Annotated in this window: 12 protein-coding genes; 4 read left to right on the top strand and 8 right to left on the bottom strand. The window is 72.4% G+C overall.

Going from position 1 to position 14,776, the window contains the following annotated elements; translation table 11 throughout:
- Positions 1 to 53 precede the first annotated feature (53 nt).
- Positions 54 to 2,105: a hypothetical protein gene (locus tag BS75_RS34040; RefSeq protein WP_156164321.1), complete on the bottom strand. Its 2,052-nt coding sequence runs from the start codon at positions 2,103 to 2,105 to the stop codon at positions 54 to 56.
- 346 nt (positions 2,106 to 2,451) lie between these two features.
- Between BS75_RS34040 and BS75_RS34035 the strand changes: the two genes are divergently transcribed.
- Complete coding sequence (locus BS75_RS34035; RefSeq protein WP_034090969.1) at positions 2,452 to 3,312, top strand: acyl-CoA thioesterase; 861 nt, start codon at positions 2,452 to 2,454, stop codon at positions 3,310 to 3,312.
- A gap of 55 nt (positions 3,313 to 3,367) precedes the next feature.
- Complete coding sequence (locus BS75_RS34030) at positions 3,368 to 4,714, top strand: hypothetical protein (RefSeq protein ID WP_052070056.1); 1,347 nt, start codon at positions 3,368 to 3,370, stop codon at positions 4,712 to 4,714.
- 40 nt (positions 4,715 to 4,754) lie between these two features.
- On the opposite strand, the gene BS75_RS34025 is transcribed toward BS75_RS34030, so the two are convergent.
- Positions 4,755 to 5,999: an agmatine deiminase family protein gene (locus BS75_RS34025; RefSeq protein WP_081982901.1), complete on the bottom strand. Its 1,245-nt coding sequence runs from the start codon at positions 5,997 to 5,999 to the stop codon at positions 4,755 to 4,757.
- A gap of 186 nt (positions 6,000 to 6,185) precedes the next feature.
- Here BS75_RS34025 and BS75_RS34020 point away from each other — a divergent pair, with 186 nt between their 5' ends.
- Together BS75_RS34020 and BS75_RS45150 are read left to right on the top strand one after the other, a co-directional pair.
- Complete coding sequence (locus BS75_RS34020; RefSeq protein WP_034090968.1) at positions 6,186 to 7,370, top strand: GDSL-type esterase/lipase family protein; 1,185 nt, start codon at positions 6,186 to 6,188, stop codon at positions 7,368 to 7,370.
- Positions 7,371 to 7,380: 10 nt separating this feature from the next.
- Positions 7,381 to 8,043 (top strand): TetR/AcrR family transcriptional regulator, encoded by a 663-nt coding sequence (locus BS75_RS45150; RefSeq protein WP_152646352.1) that lies wholly within the window; start codon positions 7,381 to 7,383, stop codon positions 8,041 to 8,043.
- 34 nt (positions 8,044 to 8,077) lie between these two features.
- On the opposite strand, the gene BS75_RS34010 is transcribed toward BS75_RS45150, so the two are convergent.
- The 6 genes from BS75_RS34010 to BS75_RS33985 form a co-directional block, all read right to left on the bottom strand.
- Positions 8,078 to 9,265: an agmatine deiminase family protein gene (locus BS75_RS34010; RefSeq protein ID WP_034094335.1), complete on the bottom strand. Its 1,188-nt coding sequence runs from the start codon at positions 9,263 to 9,265 to the stop codon at positions 8,078 to 8,080.
- Between the two features lie 121 nt (positions 9,266 to 9,386).
- Positions 9,387 to 10,235 carry an ABC transporter ATP-binding protein gene (locus BS75_RS34005; protein WP_042440851.1) on the bottom strand — a complete coding sequence of 283 codons (849 nt, stop codon included), beginning with the start codon at positions 10,233 to 10,235 and terminating at the stop codon, positions 9,387 to 9,389.
- The gene (locus BS75_RS34000) at positions 10,228 to 11,235 is read right to left on the bottom strand and encodes an ABC transporter ATP-binding protein (RefSeq protein ID WP_034090967.1); all 1,008 of its coding nucleotides are present in this window, start codon (positions 11,233 to 11,235) and stop codon (positions 10,228 to 10,230) included. Before BS75_RS34000 ends, BS75_RS34005 begins: the two co-directional genes overlap by 8 nt.
- 56 nt (positions 11,236 to 11,291) lie before the next feature.
- Positions 11,292 to 12,146 carry an ABC transporter permease gene (locus BS75_RS33995; protein ID WP_034090966.1) on the bottom strand — a complete coding sequence of 285 codons (855 nt, stop codon included), beginning with the start codon at positions 12,144 to 12,146 and terminating at the stop codon, positions 11,292 to 11,294.
- A complete protein-coding gene (locus BS75_RS33990) occupies positions 12,143 to 13,102 on the bottom strand; it encodes an ABC transporter permease (RefSeq protein ID WP_042440854.1) in 960 nt (319 codons plus the stop codon). The genes BS75_RS33995 and BS75_RS33990 overlap by 4 nt, the downstream gene beginning before the upstream one ends.
- Positions 13,099 to 14,766 carry an ABC transporter substrate-binding protein gene (locus tag BS75_RS33985; RefSeq protein ID WP_042440856.1) on the bottom strand — a complete coding sequence of 556 codons (1,668 nt, stop codon included), beginning with the start codon at positions 14,764 to 14,766 and terminating at the stop codon, positions 13,099 to 13,101. The genes BS75_RS33990 and BS75_RS33985 overlap by 4 nt, the downstream gene beginning before the upstream one ends.
- Positions 14,767 to 14,776: the final 10 nt, after the last annotated feature.

Below are 14,776 nucleotides of genomic sequence, written 5' to 3'. Positions count from 1 at the left end.
GCGGCCCGTCCCCGCCCCCTGCCGCTCCCCCTCACCGCTCCCCCGCCGGTCCGCTACCGCAGTGCGGCGAGGGCGGTGCCCGTGTGCGGCTTCGACTGCCCGTGCTTGTGCCGCTGCGCCTTCGCCCGGGCCGCAGCGTCCGCCTGGGCCTTCGCCTGGGCCGCCGCCTCCGCCTGCTGCAGCGCGGTGACCGTGGTCTGGGACGGGCCGAAGCCGATCAGCTGGGTGCTCATGGTCATCGGCACCGGGGTGACCGCGCGCAGCAGGATCCGGTCGGAGATGCCCGGGGCGCCGACGCCGCCCTCGGGCGCCAGCAGGACGTAGGTCGCGCTCTCCCCCGGGGAGAGCTCGGCCGGCCCGGAGAGGACCTGCCAGTAGGCCGAGGTGGTGGAGCCGGTACTGCTGGCGAAGTGCGGGCTGAGGGTGTTGCCGCTGCTGTTGGTCACCCGGACCGTGAGCCGCTGCAGCAGGTCGCTGATGGCCAGCGCACCGGGACCGGCGTTGCCGGACATCGAGGTGATCTGCATCCGCAGCGGCGGCGGCGTCGCCACCGCGCCGACCAGCGCGAGGACGGCCGGCGCCAACACGATCGGCACCAGCAGGAACCGCGCCGTCCGGGTCCGCAGCAGGCCGGGACGGGGGTGCCAGGCCCGGTCGAAGTCGACCGCGCTGACGGTCGCCGCCGCCATCACCCAGAGCGGGACGGTCAGGTCGAAGTAGTCCTCCTGCGAGCGGGTCGACAGGTAGAAGACCAGCCAGGGCATGACGGTGACGGCCAGTCCGAGCCGCCGGGGGAAGACCACCAGCAGCACCAGTATCGCCGCCCCGGCCAGCAGTCCGGCGTCGCTGTAGAGGCTGAGGTCGCCGCTGCCCGAGCGGAAGTAGTACGAGATGCCCACCAGCCCCTGGCCGCTGGGGATGGCCTTCTGCAGTATCGGGGCGAGCACGCCGCGCAGCCAGGGCACCGGTCCCTGGAGGATGAACGGCAGGTTGATCGCGAAGGCCACGCCGAAGGCGATGGCGACGTAGCGTCCGACCACCCGGGAGGCGTCCCGGGCCGGCATCTCGCCGCGCCGGATCAGGTAGAGGCCGATCACCAGGAACGGGGCGAGGAACCAGGTCAGCTGGTGCAGGCAGGCGGCGATGCCCAGGCAGACGGCCTGCAGGACCCCCCACCGGCCGAGCTTGCCGTTGCGCCCGGTCCGCTGCCAGTAGGCCACCGTGACCAGCAGGAACGGCAGCTCCATGCAGCCCGGGTAGCCCATCTCGGCGTAGTTGGGCAGCCAGCCGAAGCCGTAGCAGACGATCACCGCGACCGGCCGCCAGGCGACCGGCAGCAGCAGGAACATCACCAGCGAGGCGAGCAGCAGCATCGCCGTGGCGGCGATGCCGGCCGGGGGGTGGGACAGCCCGAGGCCCATCGGCACGGCGGTGAAGATGGCGCCCAGCGGCGGGTAGTCGAGTCCGGTGGCGGAGCCGCCGTTCATCAGCGGGGTGGTGCCCACGTGGAACATCTGGAAGATCTGCGGCCACTGGGTGCCGTAGATCCTGCCGCCGTGCAGCAGCGTCCTGGCCGCCATGTGGACGAGCGAGCCCTCGTCGGTGCCGTAGTAGACGTGCGAGGACGAGACCGTGGTCGGCGGGGTGGCCGCGGTGAGGGTGTAGAAGCGGTTGACGCACTCCAACGCGGCGACCGCCAGGACCGCGCCGTCGACCAGGGTCATCGCCCGTCGGGTGCGCACCGACAGGCCGAGGACGCCGAGGACGACGATCGAGCCGAAGTAGAGCATGACCACGATGGCGTGGGCGTGCTCGTTGATGACGGTCCGGTTCCACATGTCCTGGGCGCCGATCAGCATGCTGGAACAGGCCAGCACGGTCAGCATCCGGTTCATCTGGGCCGGCGGCCGGCGCAGGCTGCCCGGCGTGGTCTCGCCCGCGCCGATCAGCCGGACGGCCTTGCGCAGCCGGATCCGGTTGCGGGTCAGCAAGGGCTTGGGCATGGCCAACGGCGTGGCCGTGGCCGCAGCCGCAGCCGTGGCCGAGGACGTGGCCGAGGACGATCCGGCGGGCTCGACCGGCTCCTCCGGCACGTCCGGAGTCACGGGTACGGCTGCGGAACCGGCGGCCCCCGAGGAGTCCGACACCCCTGGGGCAGCATCAGCTGCGGAATTCGCCGTATCGGTCATTGTCGGGTCGGCCGAATCGGCGGCAGAAACTGGAGGCACTGGCGCATTTTGACACGTCGAGCGATCCGGACCGTGAGCAACACCAAATGTTCATACTTCGCTCTCAACCGGTTGACCAGCGCCGATACCGACATGAACGTGTCCGCGAGCTGTCACTCGGATGGACGGTACGGGGCTCGCGGTAAACGCCCCGCCCGGCGTGAAGGGGGCGCGTGAGTGAAGAATGGAACGGGAGAGCGAACAATCGAGAGGCGTCATTGCTATGGGCAATCCCGTGGACAACCTGGTCGACCTGCTGGACCTGGAACGGATCGACACCAACATCTTCCGTGGCCGCAGCCCGGAGGAGTCGCTGCAGCGGGTCTTCGGAGGGCAGGTCGCGGGGCAGGCGCTGATCGCCGCGGGGCGCACCGTGGACGCCCACCGCCCGGTGCATTCGCTGCACGCCTACTTCCTGCGGCCGGGGATTCCGGGGGTTCCGATCGTCTACCAGGTGGACCGGATCAGGGACGGCCGGTCATTCACGACGCGCAGAGTACTGGGTGTCCAGCAGGGCCGGACAATCTTCGCACTCACCGCCGATTTCCATCTTCCCGAACCCACACCTTTCGAACACCAGATTCCTGCGCCCCCGGTCCCCGGTCCCGAGGACCTCCCCAGTGCGCTGGACGAGGTCGGCGCCGTCCTCGGCGAGATCCCGCCCTTCATCAGCCGCCGCCAGCCGTTCGACCTCCGCTACGTGGAGCGGCTGCGCTGGCGCGAGGAGGAGCTGGCGGGCGTCGAACCCCGGGTCGCGGTGTGGCTGCGGACCAACGGCACGCTCGGCGACGACCCGCTGATCCACGCCTGCGCGGTCACCTACGCCAGCGACATGACCCTGCTCGACGCGGTCCGGGTGCCGGTCGAGCCGCTGTGGGGCAAGCGCCACTTCGACATGGCCTCGCTGGACCACGCGATGTGGTTCCACCGCCCGTTCCGGGCCGACGAGTGGCTGCTCTACCAGCAGGAGTCGCCGGTCGCCGTCGGCGGACGCGGCCTGGCGCGCGGCCAGCTGTTCGACCGTCAGGGGCGGCTGGTGGTCTCGGTGATGCAGGAGGGCCTCTTCCGCAGGCTCCCCGACTGAGCCCCGGCGGAAAACCGCTTGGCCGGGAGCCCGCCGTGACCCAGGGTGGGGCCCGATGAGCAACGAAGACGAGGACGTCCCGGCCCACCGCTGGTTCTACGCGGACACCCGCACCCTGGAGGGCGCCCTCCAGCGCGGGCGCGGCGTGGGGGCGCTGCGCGCGCTGAAGGACCCGCAGCAGGCCGCCGAGGCGGTGTACGCCTGTATCCGCCGCGACCACCGCTGGGACTGGCAGATCGACGAGCGCGGGACCTACCTGGCCCGGCTGGTCCGGGACCTGGGCCTGGACACCGCGCCGATCACGGCGCAGCTGTGGAGCACCGACCGGGTCGCCCCCGAGGAGGACGACCACGCCTTCGAACTCACCGTCGGCGTCCTCACCCGGCTGGCCCGGGTCGGGTACGGCGGGGCCGAGGCGGAGCTGCTCCGCTACCTGCGCGAGGGCGAGCGCTGGACCTACGTGATCGAGGCGCTCGCCGCAGGCTGGCCGGTCGAACGCTGGGACGGCCTGCGCGACCCGGCCCTGGCACGCCTGGCCCGACCGGCGGCCGAGCGGGAGGACCTCTTCGCCTGGCGGGAGCCCTGGCAGCGCTGGCAGCCGGAGGGCATCCCGCCGTGGGCAGGCCCCCGTCCTCGGCCGCGCCCCTACCGGGAGACCGAGGATCCCGGGCTGCTGGCTGCGCTGACCGACCCGGCCCTGTCACCCGCGTCCAAGGGCGAGGCACTGTTCGAGCTCGCTCGCCGGCCGCCGCGGCCGGAACTGCTGGAGCTCGCCCCCTCCCTGACCACCGGGAAGCCGCCCCGGCCGCTCACCGGCCTGCGCCGGGCGATCTTCGCCCAGGGCGCGCTCGCCCTGCCGCAGGCCCGGCTCTGGTCCGCCGACCCCGGGTCCCCGCTCCGGGGTCTGGGCCTCTCGGTCGTCGCCGACCGGGGCACGGAGCAGGACGTCCCGCTGCTGATGGCCGGCTGGCGGCGGTTGCAGCGCGCCGACGCCTGGTGCGGCTACACCCACCTCGCCGACGGCCTGGCCCGGCAGGGCGCCGCGGCGAGCTGTGCGCTCCCGGCGCTGCGCGGGCTGCTGCGCTGGACCCCGCACTCCTACGAACGCGCCCACGCGCTCCGGGCCTGGCTGGCCATCGACCGCCGCGACAGCGAACGGACGCTCTGGCAGGGGCTGTGGGACTGCGAGAGCGACGTCCGCCTGATCGCCGTCCAGCAGGTGCCGCTGGTCCCGCCCACCCGCCGACGGCTGGCCGAGCTGCGGGAGGACCCGCTGGAGGACGCGGAGGTCCGCGCCGCCGCCACCGCCCGGCTCGGCGGCGCACCGGCAGGAGAGCCGGGCGCGGCCGGTGAGCGGGCAGCGGTCGGCGCCGTCCCCCCGGTCCGGCTCCGGGAGCCTTGACCGAGGGTCGGGCGGCCGGCACGACGGGCGGGCGGACCGGCTACGCGATGGGCTGCGGCTGGGTGACGCAGTGGATGCCGCCGCCCTGGTTGCCCAGGTTGTCGATGTTGAGCTGGATGATGTCGCGGTCCGGGAAGAGCGAGGTGAGCACCGCCGCGGCATTGGCGTCGGCGGTGGCGTCGCCGAACTGCGCGGAGATCACGGCGCCGTTGCAGACGTAGTAGTTGGCGTAGGAGTCGACGAAGTTCACGCTGGTGGCGCGGATCAGGTTGTAGTCGGGCGACTTCAGGGCGGTGACCTCGATCCGGTCCCCGGCGGCGTCGTCGGCGGCGGACAGGGTGTTGTACTGCTGCTGCTCGTCCTTGGACCAGATGTCCGCCGGGTCGGCCGGGTTCGGCGTCTGCACCAGCCCGGCCCCCGGCGCGAGGAAGCGCGAGGTCGCGTCCACGTGGTCGTCGGTGATGTCCTGGCCGACGATGCCGGTGAACCAGATCACCTCGGAGGCGCCGTAGGCCGCCTCCATCGCGGCCTCGATCTGGGCCTGGGTCATGTTCGGGTTGCGGTTGGAGTTGATGATGCTGCTCTTGGTGGCCATCAGGGTGCCGGCGCCGTCGGTCTCGATCGCCCCGCCCTCGCTGACGAAGCCGGCGGCGGTGAAGCCCACCCCGACGTAGGCGGCGACCCGGCCGGCGACCAGGGCGTCGTTGGCGTGCGTCTGCTTGTTGCCCCAGCCGTTGAAGTTGAGGCCGACCGCGTTCAGGCCGCCGGAGCCGTTGGTGCGGAAGATCGGGCCCGAGTCGCGCATCCAGCAGTCGTCGATCGGGATGGACCCGATCACGGTGACATTGGGGTTGGTGCAGGCCCGCTTGGCGGTGGTGACGCTGGCCGCGTTGGCGAGCAGGTAGACCGGCTCGTAGTCGGCGATGGTGTTGGCGATCAGGGCGATGTCGGCCTGCATCCCGGCCAGCTTGCGGCCGTAGATGGCCTTGCTGTCGGGCCAGGCCATCCAGGTCCGGGTGTGCGGCGTGCTGTCGAGCGGCACCGCGTACCCCCCGGCAGTGGCGGCGCTCGCGCCGCTCGCACCCGTCGCACCCGTCGCACCCGTCGCGGCGCGCCGGCCGACCGCGGCGGCCTGCGCGGCCTGGAGCCCGCCGCTCACCGCCCAGGCCGCCCCGGCGGTGGTCAGCCCGGCGAGCGTCAGGAACCGCCTCCGGTCCACGGGCCGGACCCGGCCCTCGCCGCCTGTCGCCGCCGACGTCTCGTCAGGGTGTCGCTCTTCGGTCATCTCTGGCCTCCCGTCACGTGCCGGCGGGTTCTCCCCCGGCTCCGCGAAGTTATAACTGACCATGCGCTCGGTCAATAGTTTTCACAGCCCGAGCATGACAGTCCATTTGCCTAAATCCCTTAGGCAAGTACATGATGTCTTTAGCTGAAAAGCATGATGACGATGTTTCGAGTACCGGGTGAGGCAATGAGCACCGAGCACGACTGGATCACCACCCCCGTCACCGCGGACCTCCTGCGCGGCGCCCTCGACCTGGAGCGCACCGCGCACGGCCTGCTGCCGCACCGGCTGCCGGCCCGGGCCCGGCGGCAGATCCCGGACGAGCAGCTGGCCATGGCCGAGGCCCAGCCGTCCGGCGTGCGGCTGGTCTTCCGCACCAGGGCCACCGCCGTCGAACTGGACACCCTGCCCACCAAGCGGGCCTACCTCGGTCTGCCGACCCCGGCGGACGGCGTCTACGACCTGCTGGTCGACGGTCGGCTCACCGCCCAGACAACGGTGGACGGCGGCCGGCTCCGCACCGTCGACCTGGCCACCGGCGCCGTCGAACTGCACCAGGGGCCGCCCGGTACCGCCCGGTTCACCGGGCTGCCGACCGGTGACAAGGACGTCGAGATCTGGCTCCCCCACACCGAGATCACCGAGCTGGTCGCACTGCGCACCGACGCCCCGGTCGAGCCGGCGCCGGCGAGCGGGCGCCCGGTGTGGCTGCACCACGGCAGCTCGATCAGCCACGGTTCGAACGCCGCCCACCCGACCGGCACCTGGCCCGCGCTGGCCGCTGCCCGGGGCGCGGTGGAGCTGGTCAACCTGGGCTTCGGCGGCGGCGCACTGCTCGACCCGTTCACCGCCCGCGCCATGCGGGACACTCCGGCGGACCTGATCAGCGTCAAGATCGGCATCAATACCGTGAACGCCGACGCGATGCGGCTGCGTGCCTTCTCCCCCGCCGTCCACGGTTTCCTCGACACCATCCGCGAGGGACATCCCACCGCGCCGCTGCTGGTGGTCTCCGCCGTCCTGTGCCCGGTGCACGAGGACACCCCGGGCCCGCTCGCACCCGACTTCGACGGCGGGACCGTGCGGTTCAAGGCCACCGGCGACCCGGCCGAGCGCGCCGCCGGGCGGCTGACGCTCAACGTCATCCGCGACGAGCTCGCCCGGATCGTCGAACAGCGGTCGTCCGAGGACCCGAACCTGCACCACCTCGACGGCCGCGAGCTCTACGGCGAGGCGGACTACCGCGAACTGCCGCTGCCCGACGAGGTCCACCCCGACCCTGCGGCGCACCGCCGGATCGGCGAGAACTTCGCCCGGCTGGCGTTCGGTCCCGGCGGCCCGTTCGCGCGCGCCCGGCCGACGGCTGACTAGAGTTGGGGCCGTGGCTACGCAGGCGAAGGAAGCTCGACCCGTCAACCCCCCGGCCGTGGACGGCACCGTCCGCGCCGCGAAGCCGCGTACCTCGGCGAAGGGCGAGCAGACCCGGGCCCGGCTGATCGCGGCGGCCCGGCTGCTGATGGCCGACCAGGAGGTCCCGTTCACCACCCGCAATGTCGCCGCGCGGGCCGGGGTGACTCACGGGATGTGCCACTACCACTTCGCCGACCGGACCGACCTGATCCTGGCCGTGGTCGAGGACATCAGGCCGGAGTGGATCCTCCCGCTGGAGGAGGCGGTGGCGCTGCCCGGCAGCTTCGCGCAGCGGGCCGATCGGGTGATCGAGTTCTTCAGCGAGCCCGAGGGCGACGACCTGGCGCCGCTCTACACCTCGGTGCACTGGTTCGCCCAGAACGACGCCCGGGTGCGCGAGAGCTGGGAGGCCGAGTACCGGCGCTGGCGGGCCGCGTTCGTCGCCCTGTTCCGGGTGCTGGCCGAGGAGCTGGGCAACGGCGTCGACCCGCAGCCGCTGGGCGACGCGGCGGCCTCGGCGGTGGACGGGATGGCGGCGATCCGCTCGCTGAACGCGGAGATCGACACCCCCTCGGTGGTCCGCGCGCTGATCCACGGACTCGCCCGGGGCGCCGAGTACCCGGCTGCCTCCTGAACCGGCACCTTCCTGAGCAGCCGTCGGACCGGCCTCAGGAGGGGGCGGCCGACGCGCCCGCGAGCTGCGGCTGCTGCTGGGTGGAGCAGTGGATGCCGCCCCCGCCGGCCGCGATGGCGTTGATGGTGACCCGCACGATGTCGCGGCCCGGGTGCAGGTCGCCCAGGGTGCCGGCGGCCGCGTCGTCGGCCGACTGGTCGCCGAAGACGGGCATGATCACCGCCCCGTTGCAGACGTAGTAGTTGAGGTAGGTCGCCAGGAAGTCCGAGCCGGTTCCGGTGATCTTGTCGAAGTCGGGCTCGATCAGGTCGACCACCCGCAGGCTCCGGCCGTGCGCGTCGGTGGCCGTGGAGAGGACCTGCAGGGCCTGGTCGGACGCCCGGGACCAGATGTCCGGGGGCGTGCCGGGTCCTGGCCGGTGCAGGGCGACCACTCCCGGCTCGACGAACCGGGCCAGGGCGTCGATGTGGCAGTCGGTGATGTCCTGGCCGATGACGCCCTGGAACCAGATCACCTTGGTCACCCCGAGCCTGGCCCTGAGCTCGGACTCGATCTGGTCGCGGCTCTTGCCGGGGTTGCGGTTGGGGTTGACCATCGAGCTCTCGGTGGCCATCAGCGTGCCCTGGCCGTCGACCTCGATCGCCCCGCCCTCGGTCACGATCGACGCCGGGAAGCGGCGGATCCCGTACTTGGCCAGCAGGTTCCGGGCGACCAGGCTGTCATTGGCATGGGTCTGCTTATTGCCCCAGCCGTTGAAGTTGAAGTCGACCCCGGCCAGCCCCTGCGGGCCGGTGACGAAGGTCGGCCCGGTGTCCCGGGCCCACAGGTCGTCCACCGGCAGCGGGATCACCTCGACCGTGTCGCCGAGCTGCTGCTGCGCGTCGTCGCTCTGGTCCGGACGCGCCATCAGCACCACCGGCTCGTACTGGGCGATGGCCTGGGCGACATGGACGATGTCCTGCCGCACGGCCGGGAGCTGGTCGCCCCAGACCTCGGTCAGGGCCGGCCAGGCCATGAAGGTCCGCTCGTGCGGCAGCCACTCGGCGGGCATCGCGTACCCGGTCCCGGCCGCCGGGCTCGCCGAGGCCGGGGCGGTTGCGGCCCGGTCCGTCGGCTGATCCGTCGAGTCGGACGAGGAGCTGCAGCCGGCCAGCAGCACGGCGGCGGCCAGGCCCGTCCCGGAGCGCAGCACGGTACGGCGGGACGGGTGGTCCTGACTCACGGCGGCCTCCGGCATCCGGCGCTGGGGATGATCACAGTGCGCCTCCCACTATGCCGAGCGGGCCCGGCGGCGGCGCGCCGCGTGCCGCCGTCCGGCGGTACGGCCGCAGCGCCCCGCGCCGCTACAGCGCGCGGCGGGCCTCGGCGATCTGCCGGGGGTCCCAGCCCGGGCGCGGGACGGAGTCCAGCAGCAGCCGGGTATAGGGGTGCTGCGGGTCGGCGAGGACGCCGACGGTGGGACCGGCCTCGACGATCCGGCCGTTCCGCATCACGATCACGTCGTCGGTGACGCAGCGCACCACCCCCAGGTCGTGGGTGATGAACAGGTAGCCGATGCCGGTCTGCTCGCGGATGTCGGCCAGCAGGTTGAGGATCTGCGCCTGCACCGAGACGTCGAGCGCGGCCACCGCCTCGTCCAGGACCAGGACGGCGGGCTCGACCGCGAGCGCACGGGCGATGGCGACCCGCTGGCGCTGGCCGCCGGAGAGCTGCCGGGGCAGCGCGCCGGCCTCCCGGCTGCCCAGGCCGACCTGGTCCAGCAGCTCGCCGGTGCGCCGCTCGTGGCCGGCCCGGTCCCCCGGGAAGTGCAGCCGCAGTGTCTCCCGCAGCACGCCGCCCACGGTGGTGCGCGGGTCCAGCGAGAGGAAGGGGTCCTGGAAGACCATCTGCACCTCGCGGGCCCGGCGCAGCCGCTCGGCCCGGCCGTGGCCGGCCCGGCCGCCGTGTCCGGCCCGGTCCCGGCCGCAGACCAGGACCCGGCCGGAGTCGGCCCGCTCCAGACCGACGACGATCCGGGCGGTGGTGGTCTTGCCGGAGCCCGACTCGCCCACGATGCCCAGTGAACCGCCCCTGGCCAGGGTGAACGAGACGTCGTCGACCGCCCGGACGCTGCCGAAGGCCCGGTGCAGCCCGGTCACCTCCAGGACGGGTTCGGCGGCGGACAGCGCGTCCTGCACGGCTGGTTCACTCATGGACGGTTCTCCCTGCGAGCTGGTCGGCGAGCCGGTCGCTGTGGTGGCAGGCGACGAGCCGGTTCGGCTCGCCCCGCACCGGCAGCGGGGGCGGCATCTCCTCGGTGCACACCTGGGTGGCGAAGGCGCAGCGCGGGGCGAACGGACACCCCGTCAGCTCCTCCTGCAGGCTGGGCGGTCGGCCGTCGATGGCGGCCAGCCGCCCGGGCGGCGCGTCCAGCCGCGGGGTCGAGGCCAGCAGCGCGGCGGTGTAGGGGTGGCGCGGCCGGTTGAACAGCGCCTCGGCCGGTCCGGTCTCGGCGATCCGGCCGGCGTACATGACGTACACCCGGTCGCTGATGGCGGCGGCCAGGCCCAGGTCGTGGGTGACGAAGAGCAGCCCGGTCCCGAAGCGCTCGCGCAGGTCGCCGAGGAGCGCGACCACCTCGGCCTGGGTGGTGACGTCCAGCGCGGTGGTGGGCTCGTCGGCCAGGATCAGCACCGGGTCGCCCATCAGCGCCGCCGCGATCATCACCCGCTGCAGCATGCCGCCGGAGAGCTGGCCCGGGTACTGCCGCAGCGCCCGGCCGCTGAGACCGACGGCCTCCAGCAGTTCACCGGCCCGCCGGTCGGCGTCGGCGGCCGGTAGGTCGGCGTTGAGCCGCAGGCTCTCGGTGAGGAAGTCGCCGATCCGGCGCAGCGGGTTGATCGCGGCCCTGGGGTCCTGGAAGACCATGGCGGCGGTGTGGGTGCGCAGCCGCCGGAGCCCGGCCGGGTCCATGGTGAGGACGGACTCGCCCTGGACGTCGACCACGCCCTCGGTGGTGGCGCCGGGCGGCAGCAGCCGCAGCACGCTGCGCGAGGTGAGGGTCTTGCCGGAGCCCGACTCCCCCACCAGGGCGACCGTCTCCCGTTCGGCGACGGTGAGGTCGACGCCGTCCAGGACCGGGCGGGCGGTCTTCGGCAGGTGCAGCCGCAGCCCTCGGATGTCCAGCACGGGGTTCATCGGTCCCTCGCTCATCGGTCCCTCCCTCATCGGTCCCTCGTTCATCTGTCCCTCCCTCATCGGTCCCTCGTTCATCTGTCCCTCCGGGCGACCTGGTCGGCCCAGTGTTCGCCGACGACGTTGAAGGCGACGACCGTGAGCACGATCGCCACGCAGGGCAGGATCGCGGAGAGCGGGTAGCCGCTCTGGATCGCGGTCTCCCCGTCGAAGACCATCCGCCCCCAGTCGGGGGTCAGTGCGGGGACCCCGAGGCCGAGGAAGGAGAGGCCGGCCAGGTCGATCAGGGCGTAGCCGAAGTTGATCGTGGACTGGGCCAGCACCACCGGTGCGATGTTGGGCAGGACGTGGCGCAGGCAGATCTGCAGGGCGGAGTGCCCCTGGACCCGGTACGCCTCGATGTAGGGGCGCTCGCGCTCGGCGAGCACCAGCGAGCGCGTGAGCCGACTGACATAGGGCAGGTAGGCGACGCCGAGGGCGACCACCGGCGCGAACAGGCCCTCGCCGTAGATGGAGACGATCAGGATCGCCAGCAGCAGCCCGGGGAAGGCGAAGACCAGCTCGGTGCTCCGGGAGAGCACCGAGTCCAGCCAGCCGCCGCGCCAGCCTGCCGCCAACCCCACGGCCACACCGGCGACGGTGGAGAAGACCACCACCCCCAGCGGGCCGAGCAGCGAGGTCCTGGCCCCGGTCATCAGCCGGGAGAGGGTGTCCCGGCCGGAGCCGTCGACGCCGAGCGGGTGGGAGCCGGACGGCCCGGCGAGGGCGTTGCCCAGGTCGACCGCGTTGGGGTCGTGCGGCGAGAGCCACGGGGCGAGCAGCGCGACCAGGACGATCACGCCCACGAAGCCGAGGCAGAGCAGGTAGAGCCAGGAGCGGCTGGTCCGGATCCGGGCCAGGCCCGGTCGGTGCAGGAGTGCGGTGGTCATCCGTCCGCCCTCCGTGCGCCGAGCGCGACCCGGGGGTCGACCAGCGGGTAGAGCAGGTCGACGACCAGGTTCACGCTCATGAAGATGGCGACGATGATCAGGGAGATGGCCTGCACCACGGGGAAGTCCTTGGTGGTCGTGGACAGGTCGAGCAGCTGTCCGATGCCGTTGACGCTGAACGCCGTCTCGACCAGGACGGTGCAGATCAGCAGGGTGGAGATGATCAGCCCACCCATGGTGAGCACGGTGCCGAGCGAGTTGCGGAAGACATGACGACGGATCACCTGCCGTTCGGGGACGCCCCGGCTGCGGGCCACGGTGACGTGCTCGTGGCCGAGGGCTTCGAGCATGGCGCTGCGGGTGACCCGGGCCAGCATCCCGATCAGGTAGAGCGCGAGGGCGATGGCGGGGAGGGTGAGGTGCCAGACCATCTGCACGAATCCGGTGCCGCTGCCGCCGCTGGGGAACCAGCCCAGCTTCACCGCGAACAGGCCCTGGAGCAGCACGGCGGCGACGAAGGAGGGGGTGCCGACCGCGAAGGTGGTGGTGACCAGGACGGTGGCGTCGGTGCGGCCGCCGCGCACGGCGCTGATCCAGCCGAGCGCCAGGCCGATGACCACGACCAGCACCAGCGCCATGCCGACCAGCAGCAGGGTGCTCGGCAGTCGGGCGGCGAGCAGGGTGGAGACCGGGGTGCGGTAGTCGATGGAGCGGCCGAAGTCGCCGTGCAGGATCTGGCCGAGCCAGCGCAGGTACTGCTCCCAGAACGGCTGGTCGAGGTGGTACTCGGCGTCGATGGCCTGGAGCGCCGAGGCGTTGTCCGAGTGGCCGGAGAGCAGGAAGCTCGCCGGGTTGCCCGGGGCCAGGTACATCGCGCCGAAGATCACGAAGGAGGCGGCCAGCAGGGTCGCGGCCATCTCCGCCAGCCTTCGGGCGGCGAAGCGCAGGAAGGTCATCTCGCGGCCCCGACATCGGCGGCCCACGGGTAGTAGAGGTAGGCGATGGTGGTCGGCGCGCCGGTGATCCGCTTGTTCATGAACAGCGCGTCGGGCCAGTTGGCGACCGGGATCCAGAGGTTCTGCTCGGAGGCGATCTGCTGGAGCTTGGCCTCGATGGCGAGCCGCTGGGTCGCGTTCTCGGTCGCGGTGGCCTGCTCGACCAGCTTGTCGTAGCCGGGATTGCTGTAGCCGGCGAAGTTCTGGTAGTTGCCGGTCTCGAAGTTGACCAGCAGGTCCATCGGGTCGGTGATGGACAGGTAGTAGGTCTCGGGGAACATGTCGATCCCCACCCGGGCGTTGGGATCGGTGAACAGCGCCGAGAAGGCGTCCGGGGCGATGGTCTTCACCTGGACGTTGAGGCCGATCTCGGTGCCCGCCGCCTGGACGGCGGTGGCCAGCAGCGAGACGTCCTGGCCGACCGGGCTGGTGGCGACGGTGACCGTCTTGCCGGTGGCGCCGGCCTCCTTGATCAGCTGCTTGGCCCTGGCCAGGTCCGGCGTGGTCGACGGCAGGTCGTCGAAGGCGGCCTTCAGCGTGGCCGGGTCGGCGCCCGCCCAGGCCGCCCGGTCGGTGAGGGCGTCGGTGACGGTGCCGTTGCCGGCCAGGCCCTGCTTGACGAAACCGGCGCGGTCCAGCGCCAGCGACAGCGCCTGCCGCACCCGGGGGTCGCCGAGCACGCCCTTCATATTGGTGATGTTGACGTTGTCGGTGCTCAGGCTCTCGCCGAAGTAGAGGGTGCCGACACCGCTGTCGCGCAGCCGCTGGTAGCTCTCGGTCGGGATCAGGTAGCCGCCGTCGACCGCGCCGGTGAGCATCGCGTTGGTGCGCGCGGAGGGGTCGGTGAGGAAGTCGAAGACCACCTTCGCGGACTTGGCCGGGGTCCCCCAGTAGTCGGCGAAGCGGTCGAGCTCGATCGACTGGCCCTTGTTCCAGGCGCCCAGCTTGTAGGGGCCGGTGCAGTCCAGGGCGGAGCTGCCCCAGTTGGCGCCGGCCGCCTCGATCCCCTTCTCGCTCGCCACCACCCCGGCGGCGGTGGCCATGTACTGCGGGAACAGCCCGTCCGGGGACTTCAGCTTCACCGTGACCTGGAGCGGACCGGTGGCGGTGATCGAGGCGACGTTCTGGAAGACGCCCGCCCAGGCCGCCCCGATCTTGGGGTTCAGCTGCCGGTCGAGGCTGTAGACCGCGTCGGCGGAGGTCATCACGCTGCCGTCGTCGAAGTGGACGCCGGGGCGCAGGTTGTAGACGTAGGTGAGCGGGTTCGGGTTGACCTCGCTCTCGGCGAGCCCCGGCACCTCCTTGAGCTGCGGCGTCCACTTCATCAGGCTCTCGCAGACATTGGCCAGGATGGTGTTCGACGGGTAGTCGAAGGCCATCGCGTAGTCCAGGGTCAGCGGCTCCGCGTACATGGCCCAGCTGAACGAGGCCAGGTCGCCCTTGGGGACGGGGGTGGACGCCGACAGCTTGAAGGCCTCGGCGTTCCCGGCGGCGGTGCCGGCGGGCGGCCCGGCGCAGGCGGCCACCAGCCCGAGAGCGGCCGCCGCCGCGCAGGCGGCGCCGAGACGGCGACGGGATCCATGGGACCGGTGCCCCGGTACGGGCCGGGGCAGGATTCTTGGCATCGGTGCTCTC

This window comes from Streptacidiphilus albus JL83 (assembly GCF_000744705.1).
GTDB classification, from domain to species: domain Bacteria; phylum Actinomycetota; class Actinomycetes; order Streptomycetales; family Streptomycetaceae; genus Streptacidiphilus; species Streptacidiphilus albus.
The sequence above is the reverse complement of the archived record's forward strand: the minus strand, read 5'-3'. Positions and strand labels throughout refer to the sequence as shown.